This window comes from Streptomyces sp. NPDC048603, from assembly GCF_043199475.1.
In the GTDB taxonomy this organism is placed as follows: domain Bacteria; phylum Actinomycetota; class Actinomycetes; order Streptomycetales; family Streptomycetaceae; genus Streptomyces.
Genome location: NZ_JBICVY010000001.1, coordinates 714055 through 733817 on the forward strand (window position 1 = coordinate 714055; position 19763 = coordinate 733817).

21 protein-coding genes are annotated in these 19763 nt (G+C 74.3%); 8 read left to right on the forward strand and 13 right to left on the reverse strand.

Features of this window, described 5'->3' with window-relative positions; genetic code table 11:
* The first annotated feature begins 44 nt into the window (after positions 1–44).
* Positions 45–311 (forward strand): hypothetical protein, encoded by a 267-nt coding sequence (locus ACGFQ9_RS03400; protein ID WP_393570646.1) that lies wholly within the window; start codon positions 45–47, stop codon positions 309–311.
* Between the two features lie 60 nt (positions 312–371).
* Here ACGFQ9_RS03400 and ACGFQ9_RS03405 read toward each other — a convergent pair whose 3' ends face one another.
* Positions 372–1037 (reverse strand): fasciclin domain-containing protein, encoded by a 666-nt coding sequence (locus tag ACGFQ9_RS03405; protein ID WP_393570648.1) that lies wholly within the window; start codon positions 1035–1037, stop codon positions 372–374.
* Positions 1038–1122: 85 nt separating this feature from the next.
* Positions 1123–2751, reverse strand: a complete 1629-nt coding sequence (locus ACGFQ9_RS03410; RefSeq protein WP_393570650.1) for a molybdopterin-dependent oxidoreductase — start codon at positions 2749–2751, stop codon at positions 1123–1125.
* A gap of 149 nt (positions 2752–2900) precedes the next feature.
* Between ACGFQ9_RS03410 and ACGFQ9_RS03415 the strand changes: the two genes are divergently transcribed.
* The 4 genes from ACGFQ9_RS03415 to ACGFQ9_RS03430 all read left to right on the forward strand — a co-directional run bounded on the left by ACGFQ9_RS03415 (position 2901) and on the right by ACGFQ9_RS03430 (position 5449).
* The gene (locus ACGFQ9_RS03415) at positions 2901–3296 is read left to right on the forward strand and encodes a hypothetical protein (RefSeq protein WP_393570652.1); all 396 of its coding nucleotides are present in this window, start codon (positions 2901–2903) and stop codon (positions 3294–3296) included.
* A 144-nt stretch (positions 3297–3440) separates the two neighbouring features.
* Entirely contained in the window at positions 3441–3893 is a 453-nt protein-coding gene (locus ACGFQ9_RS03420; RefSeq protein WP_393570653.1) for an ATP-binding protein, read from the forward strand.
* Between the two features lie 183 nt (positions 3894–4076).
* The gene (gene sigK / locus ACGFQ9_RS03425) at positions 4077–4700 is read left to right on the forward strand and encodes an ECF RNA polymerase sigma factor SigK (protein ID WP_393570655.1); all 624 of its coding nucleotides are present in this window, start codon (positions 4077–4079) and stop codon (positions 4698–4700) included.
* Complete coding sequence (locus ACGFQ9_RS03430) at positions 4697–5449, forward strand: anti-sigma factor (RefSeq protein WP_393570657.1); 753 nt, start codon at positions 4697–4699, stop codon at positions 5447–5449. Before sigK ends, ACGFQ9_RS03430 begins: the two co-directional genes overlap by 4 nt.
* Positions 5450–5474: 25 nt before the next feature.
* On the opposite strand, the gene ACGFQ9_RS03435 is transcribed toward ACGFQ9_RS03430, so the two are convergent.
* From ACGFQ9_RS03435 to ACGFQ9_RS03445, 3 genes are all read right to left on the reverse strand, one after another.
* Positions 5475–5948: a DUF1648 domain-containing protein gene (locus ACGFQ9_RS03435; protein ID WP_393570659.1), complete on the reverse strand. Its 474-nt coding sequence runs from the start codon at positions 5946–5948 to the stop codon at positions 5475–5477.
* Positions 5949–6037: 89 nt separating this feature from the next.
* Positions 6038–8494 carry an FtsX-like permease family protein gene (locus ACGFQ9_RS03440; RefSeq protein WP_393570661.1) on the reverse strand — a complete coding sequence of 819 codons (2457 nt, stop codon included), beginning with the start codon at positions 8492–8494 and terminating at the stop codon, positions 6038–6040.
* Positions 8488–9225: an ABC transporter ATP-binding protein gene (locus ACGFQ9_RS03445; RefSeq protein WP_393570662.1), complete on the reverse strand. Its 738-nt coding sequence runs from the start codon at positions 9223–9225 to the stop codon at positions 8488–8490. Before ACGFQ9_RS03445 ends, ACGFQ9_RS03440 begins: the two co-directional genes overlap by 7 nt.
* 196 nt (positions 9226–9421) lie before the next feature.
* Here ACGFQ9_RS03445 and ACGFQ9_RS03450 point away from each other — a divergent pair, with 196 nt between their 5' ends.
* The 3 genes from ACGFQ9_RS03450 (at position 9422) to ACGFQ9_RS03460 (ending at position 12777) form a co-directional block, all read left to right on the forward strand.
* Complete coding sequence (locus tag ACGFQ9_RS03450) at positions 9422–10693, forward strand: sensor histidine kinase (protein ID WP_393570822.1); 1272 nt, start codon at positions 9422–9424, stop codon at positions 10691–10693.
* On the forward strand, positions 10693–11325 hold the full coding sequence (locus ACGFQ9_RS03455) for a response regulator (protein WP_393570664.1): 633 nt from the start codon (positions 10693–10695) through the stop codon (positions 11323–11325). Before ACGFQ9_RS03450 ends, ACGFQ9_RS03455 begins: the two co-directional genes overlap by 1 nt.
* A gap of 168 nt (positions 11326–11493) precedes the next feature.
* Positions 11494–12777: an NAD(P)/FAD-dependent oxidoreductase gene (locus tag ACGFQ9_RS03460; RefSeq protein WP_393570666.1), complete on the forward strand. Its 1284-nt coding sequence runs from the start codon at positions 11494–11496 to the stop codon at positions 12775–12777.
* A gap of 45 nt (positions 12778–12822) precedes the next feature.
* On the opposite strand, the gene ACGFQ9_RS03465 is transcribed toward ACGFQ9_RS03460, so the two are convergent.
* From ACGFQ9_RS03465 to ACGFQ9_RS03500, 8 genes are all read right to left on the reverse strand, one after another.
* A complete protein-coding gene (locus tag ACGFQ9_RS03465) occupies positions 12823–13227 on the reverse strand; it encodes a molybdopterin-binding protein (RefSeq protein ID WP_393570668.1) in 405 nt (134 codons plus the stop codon).
* A gap of 72 nt (positions 13228–13299) precedes the next feature.
* Entirely contained in the window at positions 13300–14004 is a 705-nt protein-coding gene (locus ACGFQ9_RS03470) for a M24 family metallopeptidase (RefSeq protein WP_393570670.1), read from the reverse strand.
* 278 nt (positions 14005–14282) lie between these two features.
* Positions 14283–14867 (reverse strand): hypothetical protein, encoded by a 585-nt coding sequence (locus ACGFQ9_RS03475; protein WP_393570672.1) that lies wholly within the window; start codon positions 14865–14867, stop codon positions 14283–14285.
* Positions 14864–16234 carry a molybdopterin-dependent oxidoreductase gene (locus ACGFQ9_RS03480; protein ID WP_393570674.1) on the reverse strand — a complete coding sequence of 457 codons (1371 nt, stop codon included), beginning with the start codon at positions 16232–16234 and terminating at the stop codon, positions 14864–14866. Before ACGFQ9_RS03480 ends, ACGFQ9_RS03475 begins: the two co-directional genes overlap by 4 nt.
* Before the next feature lie 32 nt (positions 16235–16266).
* On the reverse strand, positions 16267–17700 hold the full coding sequence (locus ACGFQ9_RS03485) for a glycosyltransferase family 87 protein (RefSeq protein WP_393570676.1): 1434 nt from the start codon (positions 17698–17700) through the stop codon (positions 16267–16269).
* Positions 17697–18428 (reverse strand): class I SAM-dependent methyltransferase, encoded by a 732-nt coding sequence (locus ACGFQ9_RS03490; protein WP_393570678.1) that lies wholly within the window; start codon positions 18426–18428, stop codon positions 17697–17699. The genes ACGFQ9_RS03485 and ACGFQ9_RS03490 overlap by 4 nt, the downstream gene beginning before the upstream one ends.
* Complete coding sequence (locus ACGFQ9_RS03495) at positions 18425–19054, reverse strand: DUF2064 domain-containing protein (protein ID WP_393570679.1); 630 nt, start codon at positions 19052–19054, stop codon at positions 18425–18427. The genes ACGFQ9_RS03490 and ACGFQ9_RS03495 overlap by 4 nt, the downstream gene beginning before the upstream one ends.
* Positions 19051–19752: a glycosyltransferase family 2 protein gene (locus tag ACGFQ9_RS03500; RefSeq protein ID WP_393570681.1), complete on the reverse strand. Its 702-nt coding sequence runs from the start codon at positions 19750–19752 to the stop codon at positions 19051–19053. The genes ACGFQ9_RS03495 and ACGFQ9_RS03500 overlap by 4 nt, the downstream gene beginning before the upstream one ends.
* Between the last annotated feature and the right edge of the window lie 11 nt (positions 19753–19763).

A 19763-nucleotide genomic window follows, 5' to 3' on the forward strand; every position in this document is an offset into this window, starting at 1 on the left:
GGGGCGAAGACCGTCACGCGCGGGCAAGGCCGAGGAGGCCACCGATGGACGCTGCCACCGCTGCCGCCGTGGTGAGTGCCGCCGTCGTCCTGGCGGCCCTCACGATCCGTACCGCCGTCGCCGAGCTGCGGCAACCTGGCAGTGCGCGCGGGCAGTGGCGGTTCCTCAGGGATCCCGGGGCCCTGACCGCCGCGGGGATCACCGCGCTGCTGCTCGGGGTGGTGGGCTGGCGGCAGGCCGCGGGGCCGGGGCTGGTCTGGGCGCTCCTGGCCGGCGTCCTGGTCGGTCTGGCCCTGGGCACCCGCCGCTGACCGGTCCGGGAGGTGCCGCCGCGCCCGGCGGGGAGGCCCTGTGCGGGCCCCCCGCCGTTGCTACTTCGGCATCAGGACGGTGTCGATGATGTACACGTTGGCGTTGGCGGTCCTGACGTTGCCGCAGACCACGCCGGCCGTGTCGTTGACCCGGTAGGAATCACCGGACCCCTCCGTGGTGACGGTGCCCTTCTGGAGCGTCTCGAAGGAGCCGTTCTCCAGCTGCTTCGGCGTCAGCCTCTGGCCGGCGACGTGGTAGGTGAGGATCTTGGTCAGCATCTCCTTGTCGGCGAGGACCTTGTCGAGGTCGGCCTTCGGGATCTTCGCGAAGGCGTCGTCGGTCGGGGCGAAGACGGTGATGTCCTTGGCGTTGTTGAGGGTGTCGACCAGGCCGGCCTGCTTGACCGCGGCGACCAGGGTGGACAGGGCCGGGTTGTTGGAGGCGGCGGTGGCGACCGGGTCCTTGGCCATCCCGTCGAAGGATCCGGCGCCTTCCTCCGGGACACCGGCACAGGCCGGGCCGAACGGCTTGTCGTCCGCCGCCGTGCCGTCCGCCGTCATCGGCTCGCTCTGGGCGGGTTCTCCGGCGGCCGGGGTGGCGGCGGCCCTGGTGTCGCCGGAGGCGTCGGAGGCGTCGGAGGCGTCGGAGCAGGCGGCCAGCGAGAAGGGCAGCAGGACGGCTGCGGCCACGGCGATTCCGGTACGGCGGATCTGCTGGATGTTCATGATCGTTTCTCCTTGGCTGGGGGACGGTCCCCGGATCTCGGGGGGCTTCCGGACCTCGCCTCCGGACGAGGCCGGTCCGGTGGTCTCAGGGGGCGGCGACGGTGACGAAGACGCTGTGCCTGCCGCTCGCCCCGTCGGGCACGGTGCGGGTGCGTTCCTCGGTCTGCACCCGGCCGGTGCCGTCGGTGGCGCGGACGGTGACGGTGTGCCCGCCGGGTGTGGCCCGCCACGGGAAGGACCACTGGCGCCAGGTGTCGGGGGTGGCCCGGGCCGCCAGGTCGGCGTCGCGCCAGGGCCCGTCGTCGATGCGGACCTCCACGCGCGTGATGCCGCGCCCCTGGGCCCAGGCGACCCCGGCGACCGTGACCGGGCCGGCGGCGGGGCGGGCGAACGGCCTGGGGGTGTCGATCCGCGCCTGGGTCTTGACCGGCGCCCGCTTCGCCCACCGGCGCCGGACCCAGTAGGGGTCGTAGGCGTCGAAGGTGGTGAGCTCGATGTCCGTGATCCACTTGCAGGCGGAGACGTAGCCGTACAGGCCCGGGACGAGCATGCGGACGGGGAAGCCGTGGTCGAAGGGGAGCGGCTCGCCGTTCATGCCGACCGCGAGCATGGAGTCCCGGCCGTCCATGACGTCCTCGACCGGTGAGCCCAGCGTCATGCCGTCCACGGAACGGGCCACCAGCTGATCGGCCCGGCCGCCCCTGGAAGGGGGTTCGACCCCGCATTCGGCCAGGAGCCGGGCGAGCGGGGCGCCGAGCCAGCGGGCGGTGCCGAGGTAGGGGCCGCCCACCTCGTTCGAGACGCAGGTCAGGGTGATGTCGCGTTCGATCAGCGGGCGGGCCAGGAGCTGGGCGAAGGTGAAGACGCGGGGGCGGTCGACGCCCGCGCCGTGGATCCGCAGCCGCCAGGAGGCGGCGTCGACCCGGGGGACGACGAGGGCGGTGTCGACGCGGTAGAAGTCCCGGTTGGGGGTCGTGAACGCGCTGATCCCGGGAACCTTCAGCTGCGCTCCGGCCGGAACCGCCGGAGCGGGCGAGGCCGGGGCGGGCAGAGTGAGGCCGTTGCGGGAGGCCACGGCGGCCCGGCCGCGCCGGCCGGTCAGCGCCCGGCCGAGTGCCCCGGCTCCGGTGGCGGCCGCGGCGGTCACGGCGGCAGCGGTGAGGAAACCCCGCCGGCTCCAGCCGGCCGCGGTGTCCCCGTCGCCCGGCGGCGGGCCGGCCGGGGTGGCTCGGCCCGCCCGGCCCGCCCGGCCTGCGAGGACGTACAGCGCGAGAGCACCCGCCGCGGCACCGGCCCACGAGGGAAGTACGTCGGCGAGGCCGCCGGAGTCGGGCCTGCTCACGGCCGCGGCCGCGCCGACGATCCCGAACAGCAGCACTCCGGCCGCCCCGGCACGGCGGTGACGCAGCGCCAGAAGCCCCAGCGCGAGGGCGAACAGAGCCAGCAGGGCGAGGATGCCGGCCTGGAGGACCGCCTTGTCGTTCTCGCCGAACGTGCGGATCGCGAAGTCCTTCACCCCGGCCGGAGTGCGGTCGATGACCGCACCGCCGACCACCGTCACCGGGCCGGCCGCCGGCCGTACCAGTCCGGCGACCAGCTCGGCCACGGCCAGCGCGGTGAACGCGGCCAGAAGACCGGCCGATCCACCGCGTGCGGCGCGGAGGGCGTTGTCACGGAAGCCGAAGCTGAAGCTGAAGCTGCTCACACCGGGCATTCGGCGGCACCCGGGCGGCGGATTGGTTCGTCCCCCGAACGGGTGAACTTCCGGCAATCCTTCGCCCTGTTCGTCACGAATCCATGGTGAAGCTCCCGATTCCGCGGGGGCCGAGCAGACGGACCGCTCGATGGAAGGAGGTGAGTGCGATGACCGCATCCCCGCAGGTACGACGCCTGGCAGCCGGAGCCGCGTCGGCCGGACTTCTGGCCGGTGCCGCGCTGCTGGGCCTGTCCGGTACGGCGAACGCCGCACCGGCGGCACCGGCAACGGCGAACTCGACGCTCACGAGCGACCGGGACCACCGTCACGACCGCTGGGACCGCCATGACCGCTGGGACCGCCACAACCGCCATGACCGGTGCACCTGGGTCAAGGGCCACTGGGCCGAGAGGTGGGTCAAGGGCCACTGGGAGAACCGGTGGCATCACGGCACCTGGCACGACGGCCGGTGGGGCCAGGGCCACTGGAAGCAGCACTGGGTGCCCGGCCACCAGGTGAACCACTGGGTTCCCGGGCACTGGAACTGCCACCACAGGTGGTAGCGCCGCCCGGGTCGCCACAGAAGGGGTTCGGGGGCCACGGCTCCGGAACCCCTTCCCTCCCTTCCCGTTCCTCCCCGTCCCCTCCCCTTCCCCTCCCCCGGCCCCGCCCTGATCCGCGGGACCCCTTCACCACCGGGAACTGCCATGCACACCGCAACCGCACCGTCCACGCGGCCGGCGACGGTGCACCACTTCCTCGCCCCGGGGCCGCAGGCCGCCCCGGAAGCCCGCCGGGTCGCCGCGCGGACGCTCGCCGCCCACCCCGCGGACTGCCCGTACGGCACCGCCCAGGACATCCTCGTCATCGTCTCGGAGCTGACCGCCAACGCCGTCCAGCACGCCAGGCCGCCCTACGCGCTCACGCTCCGCGTGGAGCCGGGCCGGGCGGGCATCGCGGTCAGCGATGCCTCCCACACGCTGCCCCGGCAGCCCGGCGGCAGCGACGTCCTCGCCACCCGGGGACGGGGGCTGGAGATCATCCGCGCCCTCGGGGCGGATCTGTTCGTCAGCCCCTCGCCCGACGGCAAACAGGTCATCGCGGTGATCACCTGGCCCGGCGAGCACGGCCTCCCCGCCGCCATTCCCTCGAACGGGTGACAAACGGATGTCCCGGCGACGCGCATGTCCCCCCATCCGCGGGCACGTCCGCTACGAAGCACGGGTGGGACACACCCCGAGGACAAGGACCGCCATGCGATGGACAACACGCCCCCGACCGCCCGGCCCCGGACCCGTACACGGCCGCATCTCCGTCCGGTCGCCACTGCCGGAGCCGGGCCGGTGAACCAACCGCTCCCGTTCGGCGCAGGCGGTCACACCGGCCCCACCGGCCCTGCCGGTCACACCGGCCCCGACGACCTCACCGACCTCACCGACGTCATGCACAAGGTCGCGGGCGGCGACAAAGAGGCGTTCTCCACCCTCTACGACGCACTCGCGCCGATGGTCTTCGGAATCGTGGTCAAAGTCGTCCGCGACCGGTCCCAGTCGGAGGAAGTCGCCCAGGAGGTCATGATCGACCTGTGGCGGCAGGCCGCACGCTACCGGCGCGAGTCCGGCACCGTGAGTGCGTGGGCGGCGACCATCGCCCACCGCAGGGCGGTGGACCGGGTCCGCTCCGCACAGGCCTCCGCGGACCGCGAGCAGGCGCAGGCCGCCCGCGCGCACCAGACGGCGTTCGACCAGGTAGCCGAACAGGTCGAGAGCCGTCTGGAGAGCGAGCAGGTACGCCGCTGCCTGCGCGGCCTGACCGAACTGCAGCGCCAGGCGGTGACCCTGGCCTACTACGGGGGCCTGACCTACCGTGAAGTCGCCGAAGCACTTCGCACGCCGCTTCCCACCATCAAGACACGCATGCGCGACGGGCTGATCCGGCTTCGCGACTGCATGGGGGTGACCACGTGAAACACCACGCGTCCGATGTCCACGTCCTCGCTGCCGCGTACGCGCTCGATGCGCTGGATCCCGGCGAGCGGGAGGCGTTCGCCGCGCACCTGGCCGTGTGCGAGGCGTGCCGGCAGGACGCGGCGGACTTCCGTGCCACCGCCGCGCGTCTGGCCACGGCCGCCGCCCAGGCCCCGCCCGCATCGATGAAGCAGCGGACGATGGACGCCGTCGACGGTGTGCGCCAGCTTCCGCCGCTGCTTCCCGAAGGCGCCTCCCCGGTGGCCTTCCGCGACCGGCTCCGGCGCAAGGCCGGCCCGCTCGCGCTGGCCGCGAGCGTGGCCGCCGCCGCGTCGTTCGCGGGTCTGGCGGCCTGGCAGAACCAGGAGCAGCAGCAGCTGGAACAGCGTGCCCGGCAGAGCGAGCAGCGCCTCGACGAGGTCAGCAGCGTCCTGGCGGCCCCGGACGCCCGTACCGTCCACGGCCGGGCCGGCAACGGAGCCTTCACCACGGTCGTCGCCTCCGACCGGCAGAACAGGGCGGTCTTCACCGCCGCCGGGCTGCCCGCGCCGTCCCCGGGCACGACGTACCAGCTGTGGCTGGACCACGACGGCACCATGCGCCCGGCCGGATTCATCGGCCAGGACGGCTCCGTCCTGCTCCACGGCGACCCCGCCGACGCCAGCGCGGTCGGCCTCAGCGTCGAACCCGCCGGCGGATCCCCGCAGCCCACCACGGCCCCCCTGCTCCTGCTGGCCCTCCCCGCCTGAACGGCGACGCCCGCGGCCGGACGGCTCAACGGGCCCTGCCGCGGGCCACGCCCAGCCACCCGGCCAGTCCGGCCAGTGCCGCCGAGAGGCCGGCCGCCACGGCCCACACCGTCGGCGAATCCGCCTCGCGCCAGTCCGCGTGGTCCAGGTTGGCCAGGACCACGCACGCCTGCGCACCGGCGAGGAAGACCCCGCCGGACAGCAGAGCGGCGGCGGCGCCCGCCCTCGACCGCACGCTCGCGCCCGCTCCGGCGCGCCACCGCACCAGCAGGACCACCAGCACGAGTACGGCCCAGATCAGCCCGGGCAGGAACGCCGCGGCCCAGAAGGGCATCGAGTCGTCAGGACCACCGGAACCACCGCCCCAGTGGGTCGCCAGCCGCTCCGGCAGCCGGGGCCGCACGGCCCAGGGGAGGCAGGTCACCGTGGCCAGGACCCCCACCGCCCAGAGCCCTGCACCCCACCGGACGGCGTTCTTCCGTATCGGTCGATCCCCCATGGCCGCTCCCCTCGTCCGCGCGGCCCCGCACACGACAGGGGGCCGCTCCTCGCCGACCAGGCTTCCCGGCACGCCTCCTTCACCCTAGATCATTCACGTACGCCCGCGAGGTGCACCGCCCCACGGCGCAGGGAGAGGCCGGCCGGAACGACCGCCGAGACCACGGCGAGCACCACGCAGGCGGCCGTGACCGCCGCGAGCGCCGCCCACGGGATCTCGATGGACGCCCGCACCGAGAGCAGGCCCAGTGCGCACCACATGCCCGCCAGGTTGAGCCCGGCGACCAGCGCTCCCAGCAGTCCGCCGACGCCGACCACCATCAGTGCCTCGGCGCCCACCAGCCGCAGGACCTGCCACCTGGTGGCACCGGCCAGCCGCAGCACGGCCAGTTCGCGGACCCGGTCGGAGGTCGCCATGACCATCGTGTTGGCCAGCGAGATGCCGGTGTAGAGGAGGGCGATCCCGAGGACCAGGAGGAAGCCCGTCCGGGTCGTCCGGTCGCTCTGGGGGTGCGTCGCCCGCACCCAGGCGTCGCCGGTGAGGACCTCCCCGCCCGACGCCCGTACGACCCGGCGCAGGCCGGCGGCCACGGTGGCCGGGTCGGCACCGGCCACGAGGCGTACGTCGACCCGGTCGACGGGGGCCGCGGGGGCGTTGCGCGGGGTGAGGTAGACGCCGTTGTCACCGGTGCCGGTGGTCATGACCGCGGCGATCCTCAGGGACTTCCTGGTGCCGTCCCCGAGCCACACGTCCACCCGCTCACCCACGGTGTGCTTCTCCCACTCCTCGTTGACGATGACCGAGTCGTCGTCCAGGTCGCTCACCTTCCCCGCGGCGAGCGGGAGGTGCGTGGTCGCCGCGAGCTGTTCCGGCTCGACGGCCCTGGCATCGGACCTGATGAGCGCCACGCCGTCCTCCAGGACGTACACGGCGCTCGACGAGCTCGCGAAGACCTCGGCACCGGACACGGCCCGAAGCCGCTTCAGCGTCGCCCCGTCAAATCCGGCATCGCCCTCCGGAGTGGCCACGAAGTCGGCGGCGGTCCGCTCGCGCACCTCGGTGGCCTTCGCCCCGTTGAGAGTGGCGGTGGCGCCGAGCAGCGAGCCCGCCAGTGCGACCGTGACCAGTACGGGCGCCGCGACGGCCGCGGTGCGGCGCACCCCCGCGGCGGCGTTCTCCCGCACCAGCATCCCGCCCGCGCCGGGCAGTCGGGCCGGCAGCCAGGCGATCAGCCGGGCCAGTGGCCGCACCAGCACCGGCGCGAGCAGCGCGACCGCGGTGATCAGCAGCATGGGCCGGCTCACATAGGTCTTGCGCTGCAGCAGGTCGCCCGGGTTGGCCGCCAGGGCCAGGGCCAGTGTCACCGCGGCGGTGATCAGCAGGGCCGTGCCGGCGAGCAGGCGGCCCCGTGTCATCGCCCGCGTGTCCGCCGACGCCTCGCGCAACGCCTCGGTGGGGTTGGTGCGTCCCGCCCGCCAGGTCGCGGCCAGCACCCCGCACAAGGCCACGAACAGGCCGGTCCAGAAGGCCATGTGGTAGGGCCAGGCGTAGTCGCCGATGGTGAACCAGCGGGGCGCGAGTCCCTCGTCGACCGCCCACTCGGCGAGCTTCGGAGCCCCGTGGGAACCGAGCACACAGCCGGCGGCCGAGGCGAGCACGCCGACCACGAGGGCCTCGAGGACGAGCATGCGGCGGATCTGCCCCGGGGTGGCCCCGGCGGTGCGCAGCAGCCCCAGCTCACGGCGCCGCTGGGTCACCGCGAACGCGAAGGTCGAGGCCACCACGAACACCGACACGAACCCGGTGACGCCGCCGGCCGTGCCGAACATGGCGTTCATCGCGGTGAGTGCCTCGCCGTCCCGGTCGGGGTCGGGGTCGGCGTAGCGGCGCGCGTCCCCGGTGAGGACCCGGACGCCCTCGCTGCCGCGCACCGCCTCGCGCACGGCCGCCGGGTCGGCGCCGACCACGAGCTGGAGGCTGCGGGGGGACAGTTCGGCGGCGCGGGTGTCGGTGTAGAACACGGCGTTCTCGAAGCCCAGGCCGGCCACGGTGCCGACGACCCGTACGGTGCCGCCGCCGGTCGGCACCGTGGCGCCCGGACGGGCCCAGTCGCCGCTGACGACGACCTCGTCCGCGGCCTCGGGCGCGCGTCCCGCGTCGAGCTCGTACGGCGCGTAGGCCGCGGTGGACCAGGGGTGGCCCACCAGACCGGCGGGCCCGCCCTCGGCCCGCACGGCGAACGACCGGTCCTGGACGACGGTCCCGAGGGCGCGCAGCTTCGCGACCACGGCGTCGGGCACCGCACGCGGCTGCGCGAGCTTCCGGGTGCGGACGCCGATCGGGGTGGCCGCGTCGAGGGTGTCCTGGCCCTTGACCACGACGGGCGCCGCGGCGAACCGCTCCGGCCCGCGGTGGGGTGCGTCCAGCGAGGAGGCCAGGGCCAGCCCCATGACGGCGATCAGCGCCACGCCCAGCGAGAGGGCGACGAAACTGCCGGCGAAGGTGACCCAGCGGGTGCGCAGGGTGCGCAGGGTGGTGCTCAGCACGGCGCCGCCTCCAGCGTGGTCATGCGTGCCGCGATGTCCTCGGCGGCGGCGCCGGTCAGCTCGCCGTGGACACGGCCGTCGACGAGGAAGACGACGCGGTCGGCGTAGGAGGCCGCGACGGGGTCGTGGGTGACCATGATGATCGTCTGGCCGTCCCGGTCGGCCATGCCGCGCAGCAGGGCCAGTACCTGACGGCCGGTCTGCGAGTCGAGCGCGCCGGTCGGCTCGTCGCCGAACAGCACTTCGGGCCGGGTGATCAGGGCGCGGGCGAGGGCGACCCGCTGCTGCTGGCCGCCGGACATCTCCGCCGGCCGGTGCCGCGCCCGGTCGCCGAGCCCGACCTGCCGCAGCACCTCGCGCACCTGTGCCTTCTTCGGTCGGCGGCCGGCCAGTCTCAGCGGCAGGGCCACGTTCTGCTCGGCCGTCAGCGAGGGCAGCAGGTTGAAGGCCTGGAAGACGAAGCCGATGCGTTCGCGGCGCAGCAGGGTCAGCCCGGTCTCGCTGAGTCCGGTCAGCTCCGTGCCGCCCATGCTGACCGAGCCCGACGTGGGCCGGTCCAGGCCGGCGGCGCACTGGAGCAGGGTCGATTTCCCGGACCCGGACGGGCCCATCACGGCGGTGAAGGTGCCCCTCGGGAAGGCGAGCGACACCCCGTCGAGGGCTGTGACGCACGCGCCGCCCCTGCCGTACCTCCGGGTGACGGAGCCCAATCGGATCGCGTCGTCGGTCATGTGTCCCCCACTGGTGGTTGCCGCTTCTCATCGGTGCCTCCACGAAACCGCGGAAGCCCCCTGTGACGCAGTACGACCAGGCCGAGACCCGGGGTGGGGCCAGGCATACCCCCGATACGGGATCCGGCCCGATGGCTCCGTCCGGCGGGGTCCGTCTACGGTCGTGCCCATGCACCCTCGGAATGTGTGGCAGGCCATGTCCCGGCCGGGCTTCCTGCTGTCGGCCTGGCCCTGGCGCTCCGCCGCGTACCTGTGCACGGGCGCCGTGACCGGTGCCGCCGTCCTGGTGGGGGTCGTGACGGTGGCGGTGGTCTGCGGTGCGCTCGCCCTCGTCCTGGTGGGGTTGCCCCTGCTCGTCGTGGCCGCCCTCGGCGGGATCCCGGTGGCCTGGGTGGAGCGGCAGCGGCTGCGCCTGGTCGACCGCGAGCCGGTGTCCGGCGGGCACCGGGTGCCGGCCGCGCCGGGACTGCGGGCCTGGCTGAGGACCCGGCTGCGCGAGCGGGCGACCTGGCGGGAGCTCGGTCACGCCCTGCTGGTCGCCGGGCTGCTGTGGCCGGTGGAGGTCCTGGCGATCACGGTCGCGCTGCTCTTCCCGCTGTCCATGGCCGCCACCCCGCTGCTGATGGTCACGGCCGGCGACGGCCAGGAGGCGAAGGTGCTCAAGCAGTGGACGGTCACCACCTGGCCGACCGCCTTCGGCGTCGCCGTACTGGGCCTGCTCCTGATGGGCCTGGGTGCGTACCTGCTGGCTGCCACGGCGGGTGCCCGCGCCGGGCTGGCCCGGCTGCTGCTCGCCTCCGGCGAGGGCGAGCTCGCCGCCAGGGTGGTCGAACTGTCCCGTTCCCGGGCCCGGTTGGTGGATGCCTTCGAGGCGGAACGGCGCCGTATCGAGCGCGATCTGCACGACGGCGCCCAACAGCGCCTCGTGGGCCTGGCGATGACGCTGGGGCTGGCCCGACTCGATGCCCCGCCCGGCCCGCTGGCCGACCGGCTCACCAGGGCCCACGCGGAGGCGGGCAAGGTACTCGCGGAACTGCGCGAGCTCATCCACGGCATCCACCCCAAGGTCCTTGACGACCACGGCCTGCAGGCAGCGGTCGCCGACGCCGCCGACCGCTGCGGGGTCCCCGTCGACGTCGATCTGGAGCTGCCGGGCCGGCCGGCCCGTGCGGTCGAGTCCGCGGCGTACTTCGTGGTCTGCGAGGCGCTGGCCAACGTGGCCAAGCACAGCGGGGCGGACCGCGCGCGGGTGAGCGGCGGGCACCACGACGGACGCCTGTTCCTGGAGGTGCGCGACGACGGCCGCGGCGGCGCGGACGCGTCGGCGGGCAGCGGACTCACCGGGCTCGCGGACCGGGTGTCGGTCCTGGATGGCAGACTTGCGCTGACCAGTCCGCCGGGTGGACCGACTCTGTTGCGTGTGGAGTTCCCTTGCCAGTTGACCAAGGCGGCCGATCGCTCCGCGTAGTGCTGGCCGAAGACAGCGTGCTGCTGCGGGAGGGGCTCATCGGCCTGCTCGGCCGCTGCGGCCACGAGGTGGTGTCGGCCGTCGGGGACGCGCGGGCACTGATCGCCGCGGTCGAGGAACACGTCCCCGACATCGTGGTGACCGACGTACGCATGCCACCCGGATTCCAGGACGAGGGGCTGCACGCGGCCGTGCGGTTGCGCGAGAGCCGCCCCGCGCTCCCGGTCCTGGTCCTCAGTCAGTACGTGCAACGGACGTACGCCGCCGAACTCCTGGACTCCGGTGACGGATCGGGCGTCGGCTATCTGCTCAAGGACCGGGTCGGCCAGGTCGAGGAGTTCGTGGAGGCTCTGCACAAGGTGGCGGACGGCGGGACGGTGGTCGACCCCGAGGTGGTGCGCCAGTTGCTGCGACGCCGCCGCGATCCGCTGGAGCGGCTCACCCCGCGCGAACGGGAGGTACTGGCGCTGATCGCCGAGGGCAGGTCCAACGGGGCGATCGCCAGGGAGCTGGTGGTGTCCGAAGCAGCGATCGGCAAGCACATCGGCAACATCCTCACCAAGCTGGACCTGCCTCCGGCGGACAGCACCCACCGCAGGGTCCTCGCCGTCCTCGCCTACCTGCGGGCCTGACCCCGGACGGGTGCCCCGGGCCACCGCGGCCGGCCTTCGAGTGATCGCGCACGGAGCTCTCCACCACCATGCACCTTCCCTACAATTGGTCATGTGCCTGACAGGAATGGCACCGCACGGCACCACTCCCCCCGAACGGCACCGCACCCCGAAGGGAGCGATCAGCGTATGACCAGGCCTGAGAGCACGGGACACGACTACGACGTGGTCATCAGCGGAGCCGGCCTCGCCGGCAGCGCCGCGGCGGTCCTGCTCGCCCGACGCGGTGCCCGCGTCGCCCTGCTGGAACGCCGCTCGGACCCCGGGGCGTACAAGGTGCTGTGCACCCACTCCATCACCGCCAACGCCTACCCGGTACTGGACGAACTCGGCCTCGTCCCGGCCCTGGAGAAGGCGGGAGCCGTCCGCAACGAGGCCCGCTGGTACACCCGGTGGGGATGGATCGAGCCGAGGGCCGCGCCGGCGGGCCCGGAGCTGCCCTACGCGTACAACATCCGGCGCAGCGTCCTCGATCCGCTGATCAGGGCCCGGGCGGCGGAGACGCCCGGCGTCGACCTGCTCCCCGGCCACCGCGTGACCGGTCTGGTCCGGGAAGCCGGGCGGACCCTGGGGGTGCGCGCGTCGACGCCGCAGGGCGAACGCGAGATCCGGGCCCGCCTGGTGGTCGGCGCCGACGGCAAGGACTCGGCCGTCGCGAAGTCCGCCGGGGTGCCCACCCGGCTGCACGAGAACGCGCGGTTCGGCTATCTCGCGCACTTCCGCGGTCTTCCGCTGCACGGCGGGATCGGCCAGACCTGGTTCCTCGAACCCGACATGGCCTACGCGTTCCCGAACGACGACGGGGTGACGGTCCTCGCGGTGCTCCCGGACAAGAAGCGGCTGCCGGCCTTCCGTGAGGACCTGGAGGGCAGCTTCCTCTCGTTCGTCCGCGCCCTGCCGGAGGCGCCGCCCATCGACTCGGCCGAGCGCGTCTCGAAGATCATCGGAGCTGTCGACTACCCGCTCCTCACCCGCAGGCCGACCGCCCCGGGCCTCGCTCTCATCGGCGACGCCGCCCTGACCGGCGATCCCCTGTGGGGAGTGGGATGCGGGTGGGCCCTGCAGTCCGCCCAGTGGCTCGCGGAGGCGGTCGCCCCGGCGACGGCCGGCCGGGGCGACCTCGACAGGTCGCTCGCGGTGTACGCGCGCAGGCACCGGCGCCGGCTGCGCGGCTACCAGTACCTGGCCGCCGACTTCGCCACGGCCCGCTCGTTCAACCCCCTGGAGCGGCTCATGTTCTCGGCGGCGGCGCGCGACGAAGCGGTGGCGCGGCACATGTATCTGTTCGCGTCCCGCCTGATCAGCCCGCTGCGCTTCCTCAGCCCCGTGGCAGTGGCCCGGGCATCGGCCGTCAACATCAGGCACCGCCGGGCGTCCGTACCGCCCGCGCACCTGTCCCGCACCCGGTCATGACCGGCGGACGCGGGACCGCCGGGCCCCCGCCCGGCCGGTGGCCGGTCAGCCCCGGTCGATGTGGACGTTCGTCGACTTCACCCGGGCGGTGGCCCGCATTCCGACTTCCAGGCCCATCTCCTCGACCGCTTCACGGGTCAGCAGGGACACCAGGCGGTGCGGCCCCGCCTGGATCTCCACCTGGGCCGCGACGTCACCGAGCTTGACGGCGGTGATGATGCCCGGGAACGAGTTCCGGACGGAGCTCTGGATCAGCTCGCCGTCGTCCTGCGTCCGCTGGGCCAGGTCGACGGCGAACGCCGCGAGGTCACGCCCGTCGATGAGCCGGCGCCCCGATCCTTCGGGTCCCTCCCTGAAGGTGGGCACCTTGCCCGCGTCGGCCCAGCGGCGGGCGGTGTCCGGGCTGACGCCGAGCAGGCGTGCCGCCTGACCCACGGTGTAGTGCTGCATGGGCGACACGCTAGAGAGGAAAGGCCCTCATCGGCAATCCGACCACGCTGAGCCGGGCCGTGCCGCCCGGGGTCAGACCAGGTCGAGGAGCTGCTTGAAGGAGCCGCCGAAACCGCGGCCGTCGTCGACCAGGCGGATCTCCAGGATCCAGTGGGCCTGTCGGCCCTCGCCGTCCGTACGGCGCAGCGGCCGGTGGTTGTCCGGGCCGATGAAGGAATCGGGCTTCGTTCCGGAGGCGCCGGCGGCCGGGGCCTGCCCGCAGATCCGGCCGGCCTGCCACGTGCCCAGCGTCCGGCCCGCCCCGGCGGCCAGGGCCTGTATCGCGGAGTGCAGTTGCCTGCCGGTGATGCGCTCCTCGCCGAGGAACGCCTCACGGGCCGCCGCTCCCACCCTGGCCAGGTCCTCGACGAGCTGATGCCGTCCCTCGTCCTCGCCGAGGACGAGGGTGCGCGCGAAGTCCGTCTCGTGCCAGGCCAGGAGCGGGCCGAGATCCACCACGACGAGGTCGTCGACGCCGATCACCCGGTCCGGCGGCTCTTCCCCGGACGGAAGCACGGTGTGCGGACCCGAGCGGACGATGCGCCCCGGCCTGCCCGCGACGGAGCCGAAGACCTTCCGCGCCACGTCCCGGATCCGGTCGCCCGCCTCGCACTCCGTGCGGCCCGGTACGACCGCTCCTCCCAACGCCGCTTCGGCGAACACGGTCTGGGCCATGCGCTGCGCCTCCAGCAGCCTCAGGACGCGCAGCCGCTCGTCCATCCGGTCGGGTACCGCCATCGTGCCGTTCCTCTTCCTGCCGCGCTGCCGGCGAAGGCGCACGATCACGTGCTCCCGCAGCCCTCACCCGCCCGCGCCGACGGGTGACGACCACGTGCGGAGCACGGGAACAGGAGAGAGCCGACAGCAGTCAACCGTGACGCCACCGGTGTGCGCATCGGACGGTCCACCGGATTCCGCACCCCTGCCGGGGCCGTCCTTCGGTGGTTCATCCGAACCCGGCGCTGCGGCGTGGCCGTACCAGGAGGACGAGCAGGCCGGCGCCGGTGAAACGGGCCTCATCTGCCGGCCCTGCGGGCCCGGGCCCGTGCCCGGGCCTGCGCACGGGCCCGGGCGCGCTGCTTCCGCGCGTCCCGGCCGCCGTTCCAGAGCCGTACGGCGAGGACGGCCGCCGAGGCCGCGAACAGGCAGGCGGTGATCAGCAGCCACCGCCCGAGGAAGACGTCGGCCGGCAGACCGGTGTAGCTCGTGTAGTGGCCGACCCGGCGGAGGATCAGCGGCCAGTACACCAGCAGCAGGACGCCGGACACGAACGCGGGTACCCGGATGTGGTTGACCCCGGTCCGCGGCTTGCCCTCCCCCCTCCCCGAAGGCTGTCCGAACAGCTTCTGGGCCGCCCGGTCGGTGACCGCGTACAGCGGCAGCAGGACCAGGTCGTGCAGGAGCGCCGCCCCGACGAACCACACGGCCACGCCGACGGTGTCCCCCCGGAGCATGCGCACACCGGCGTAGCAGGCCAGGGCGAAGGAGGCGAGGACGAGGAGCAGGTGGAGCGGGGAGGCGCCGTAGCGGCGCCGGAAGGCTGCCTTCGTGACGGCGTTCGCGACGGCGTTCCTGACGGCGTTCGCGGTGGGTGTCCTCACGCGGGCTCCCCGAAGGTGAGGCGGGTGACCCATTTGGTGTTGTGGACCCCGGGGGCGCCGGGAACGATGACCCGGGCCGGGTAGCCGTGGTCGCGGGAGAGGACGGCCCCGTTGACCCGTACCGCCAGCAGCGAGCGCGCGTCCCGGGCCTGACGGTCGCTCAGGACGACCGAGCTGAAGGAACCGCCCCGCTGGACCGATTCGACCAGGACCTGCGGGGTGTGCGTGCCCAGGCCGACGAGGGCGGCGAGGTCGGTGAGGCGGACTCCGCTCCAGTGCTGGTCGGGGGTCGACCAGCCCTCCACGCAGGCGATGGGCAGCAGTGCCTCGTGTTGCGGCATGCCCATCAGCCGGTCGTAGGTGAGGTCGATCTGGCGGCCCGCACCCCGTACGGTCAGGCGCCAGGCCGGCCCGATGTCGCTGGGCCGGATGCCGACGGAGGCGGCGGTCTTGTTGATCTGGAACCCGTTCGGGCCGGTACCCGGGTCCTGGCCGTGCGGCGCCAGCAGTGCCGTCCGCCGGAACCAGCCGCCCACGCTCTGCCCGGCGGTCACCACGAACAGCGCCAGCGAACCCAGCCCGACCATTCCCAGCGCGCCCCGCCGGGAGATCGTGGGAGCGGACGGGCGGGGCGAGACCAGGCCGGCCGCCTCCTCGCTGTCCGGGTCCGGCTGCCGCGGCCCCGCCCGCAGGGTCCGCACGGCGCGCCCGAGCCGGAAGACCACATGGACCACGAAAGCGCCGATGAACACCCAGGCCCCGTAGAGGTGGAGCGTGTAGAAGGAGCCCGGGAAGATGTAGTGGAGCTGCACGTTGAGGATGCCGGTGACGAACTCGAACCCGGCACCGCCCACCAGCAGGAGCAGGGAGACCCGCTCCACGGCCTGGGCGGCCGACCGCACCGGGGGCCACGCGAAGAGCTTGGGGATCACCGACCACAGCTTCGCCAGGAGAACGGGCACGAGCACGATGCCGAGGGTGACGTGCACGCCCTGGGTGACGCGGTAGAGCCAGTCCGGGGACGTCGGCCAGGAGAAGAGGTAGAAGCCGAGCCATCCCTTGTCCGGGGTCTGGTCGTTGACCGCCGCGAGGTCCGGTTCGTAGGCGGCGTACGACAGCAGGCCCGTCACGAAGAGGACCGTGATGCCGAAGAGCAGGACGATCCCGAGCACCGCGGTCAGCCACGGGCCGCGCAGCGGGCTGCGCCAGAACTCCGGGCGCGACGGCCCCCGCGGCGGACCGGCCGACCGTCCGGAGGCCAGGCCCGATCGCAGCCGGGCGGGCAGCGGCCGGCGGCCGCCGCCGGGTTCCGCTCCCGCCCGCGCGGGGTCACCGGGTGCGGTCGTACCGCCGCCGTTCGCGTCCACGGGGCTCCTTTCCGGATTCCGCATCTCAGGGCTCACCGGGCCTCCCCCGCCGAAGAGAACATGGCCGACCGCCGGTCGGAGAGGTGCCTCCCGGATCGCCTCCGGAGCGCCCAGCCGCATACGACGGCCAGAGCGGCGACGCCGTACATGACCGTGCCGGCGTCGGCGACCGCGCGGACGGTCATGTAGGCGGCGGCGCCGGCGAGCGCGACGCCCAGCCATTCCCAGCGGCCGTCGAGGGCGACGAGGCCGATCAGCAGGAGGGCGTACCAGGAGTAGCCGGGCGTGGTCAGGAGGAAGGCGGTTCCGGTGACCAGGAGGGCACCGCTCCACGGGCGCTCCGGGTCTCCCCGCAGGATCACGTACAGGCTGACCGCGAGCATGCCGGCGATCACGGCGGGCAGGGCCCAGGAGTCGGGGAGCAGCAGGCGCACGAGGGCGTAGCGGTTGCCGGAGGAGGCGTCCTGGTAGCCCTCTTCGTCGGCGTAGCCGCCGAGGTAGCCGAGGACCGAGGACTGGGAGAGGAGGACGTACGGCAGGTAGAGGGCGGTGAGGACCGCGGCGGCGGGCAGCAGGACGGCCGCGGCGTCGCGGACGCGGCGTACACCGGACAGGGCTCCGGGCAGGAGGACCGCCGGGAGGAGTTTGACGGCGGTGGCCAGGCCGAGCAGGGCACCGCCCCAGACCCGGTGGCGGACCGTCAGGCCCAGGGCGGCCACGGACAGCAGGACGGCGAGGACGTCGGCGTGGGCGTTGTTGACGGCTTCGACGGCGACGGCCGGGCACCAGGCCCAGTACGCGGCGGTGCGCGGGTCCCCGCGCCGGCGGAGGATCCGCAGGAGCACCAGGGTGGTGGCGACGGCGAGGACGGCGCCGCCGGTCTGCAGGGCCTTGTGGCGGACTCCGTCGGGTGACAGGGCGTGGACGAGGAGGAAGTACAGTTCGCCGGCCGGGGGGTAGACCGTGTGGACGCCGGGGCGGTTGATCCGGGTGCAGACGCCTTCGGACACCGGCGCGAGCTCCGGTTCGCCGCACACCGGTCCCGTGGGGAACAGCCAGCTGTCGCGGTACGGCAGGAGCGCGGCGTCGGCCGGGGCGTGGTCGTAGGGGGAGATGCCCGCCGCCTGCACGCGGCCGTCCCAGGCGTAGCGGAAGGAGTCGGTGCTGGTGTGGGGCGGAGCGGCCAGGCCGGTCGCGGCCACCGCGATGCCGCCGGCCAGGACGAGGGCCGTGACGTGCCGGGCGGGTGCCCGGTGCAGGGACCGGGCGGCCGCCGCGAACAGGACCCAGCACGCGGCGTAGAGCCAGGACAGGCCTGCCGGGTCGGTGAAGTAGCCGTCCTTGCGCACGGTGAGGACGAGCGCCGCGGCCAGGGCGGTGAGGAGGGCGGCGGTGACGGCGGTGGCCCGGGGGGTGGTCGGGCGAGGGGCGGTGGACCGGGGGGTGGTGGCGGGCGGTCGGGTCACGGCGCGGCTCCGGGAGAGGAGGGGGTCCCGGCGGGTGCGTCGCGGCGCGGTGTCCCGGGGACGAGTTCGGCGAAGTGCCGTCCGGCCACCGTCCAGCTGCGGGCGGTCCGCCAGCCGGTGGCCCCGGCGTGGCGCAGCAGGGCCCGGCGGCCGACCCGGGCCCACGGGAAGGGGGTGCCGAGGGGGCCGCGGCCGTCGTCGAGGCGTACCTCGCACCGCTCGTCCACCTCGACCGGGGCGGCCTCGGCGAGCAGGCGGCCGCCGGGGGCCAGCAGGCCCGCGATGCGCTCCAGGAGGGCCGTGGGGTCGCCGCCGATGCCGATGTTGCCGTCCATCAGCAGGGCCGTGTCCCAGCGGCGTTCGCCGGGCAGGGGGTCGAACACGGAGCGGCACAGGGCCGTTCCGCCGCGGCGCACGGTCTGGGTCACGGCGGCCGGGGTCACGTCGATGCCGAGGGCGCGCCCGCCCCGTTCGGCCAGCGCCGCCACGAGCCGGCCTGGACCGCAGCCGATGTCGAGGACGGCGCCGCGGCAGCGGGCCAGTACGCTCTCGTCGGCGGCGTCGGTTCCGGCGCACCAGCGATGGACGTCCAGGGGCAGCAGCCAGCCGTCCGTCCGGTGCAGGAAGAGGGGGCCCCGACCGGTGCGCAGGGCCAGGGCGTACGGGTCCGCGCACCATGCCGGGGAGGGCGCGGCACTGCGCGGCCGGGGGGTCGTGGGGGCGGTCATCGTGCCACCCGCAGGTCGGCGGTGAGTTCCCGGTAGCGCGTCGCGAACCGTCCGGCCGGTGCCAGGGCGGCGACCGCGGCCGCGTCCGCTCCGGTGTCCACGTCCCGCAGGCGGGGCAGCAGCCCGGTGCGCAGCCCGGCCGCGCGCAGCCGCTCGTACTGCACCTCCCCGGTCTCGGGTACGGACATGGGGACGCCGAGCAGCAGGGCGGGGTCCGGCTCCGCCAGGCCCAGGGCCCAGAAGCCGCCGTCCGCGGCGGGACCGAACCAGGCGTCTCTGCTGTCGAAGACCAGTGCGGGCGCCAGGAGTTCCGGGGTGACCTGCGGGGTGTCCATGCCGATCAGCAGTGCGGGGCCGGGGCAGGCGGCGAACGCCACCGCGAGCCGCTCGTCGAGGCCCCCGCCGGACTGGGGCACGACCTCGAAGCCGGGCGGCAGCCACGGGCCCGGGGCGCCGTCCAGGACCAGCACGTGGCGGTCGGCGGGGGTGGCCGCCGCGGCCTCCAGGGTGTCGGCGAGCGCGGCCTCGGCCAGCGTCGCCGCCTCCTCGGGGGTGAACGGCGGGGTGAGGCGGGTCTTGACCCGGCCGGGCACCGGCTGCTTGGCGATCACGAGCAGGGTGGTCACCGCGCGCCTCCCGGGACCGCGGTGTGCGGAGGCTCGGCGAGCACCGCGCGCATGTCTCGGACCGCCTGCCAGGTGCCCCGCCAGGTGCCGGTGACCTTGGATTTCCCGGTCCGCGGCAGATACGGCACGTCCTCCTCCCGGAGCCGCCAGCCGGCGTCCGAGGCCCGGACGACCATCTGGAGCGGGTAACCGGAACGCCGGTCGGTCAGCTCCAGGCGCAGGAGTGCCTCGCGGCGCATGGCCCTCAGCGGGCCGAGGTCGTGCAGGCGCAGGCCGGTGCGGCGGCGGAGCATCAGGGACAGGGCCAGGTTCCCGGCGCGGGCGTGCGCCGGCCAGGCGCCCGGCCCCCGCGGCCGGCGGCGCCCCAGTACGAGGTCGGCCTCCCCGGCGGCGACGGTCCGGACGAATCCGGCCAGCAGTCCGGGGTCGAGCGAGGCGTCGCAGTCGCAGAAGCAGACGTACTCGGCGTCGGCGGCCATGAGTCCGGCGTGGCAGGCGGCCCCGAAGCCGCGCCGGGATTCCGGTACGACGGTGGCTCCGAGGGAGCGGGCGATGTCGGCGGACCCGTCGGTGGACCCGTTGTCCACGACCAGGGCCCGCCAGCCGGAGGGGATACGGGCGAGCACCCAGGGCAGTGCCTCGGCCTCGTTCAGACAGGGAAGGACGACGTCCACGGTATCTGCGGTCACAGCTGCCACCGTAGGAATTT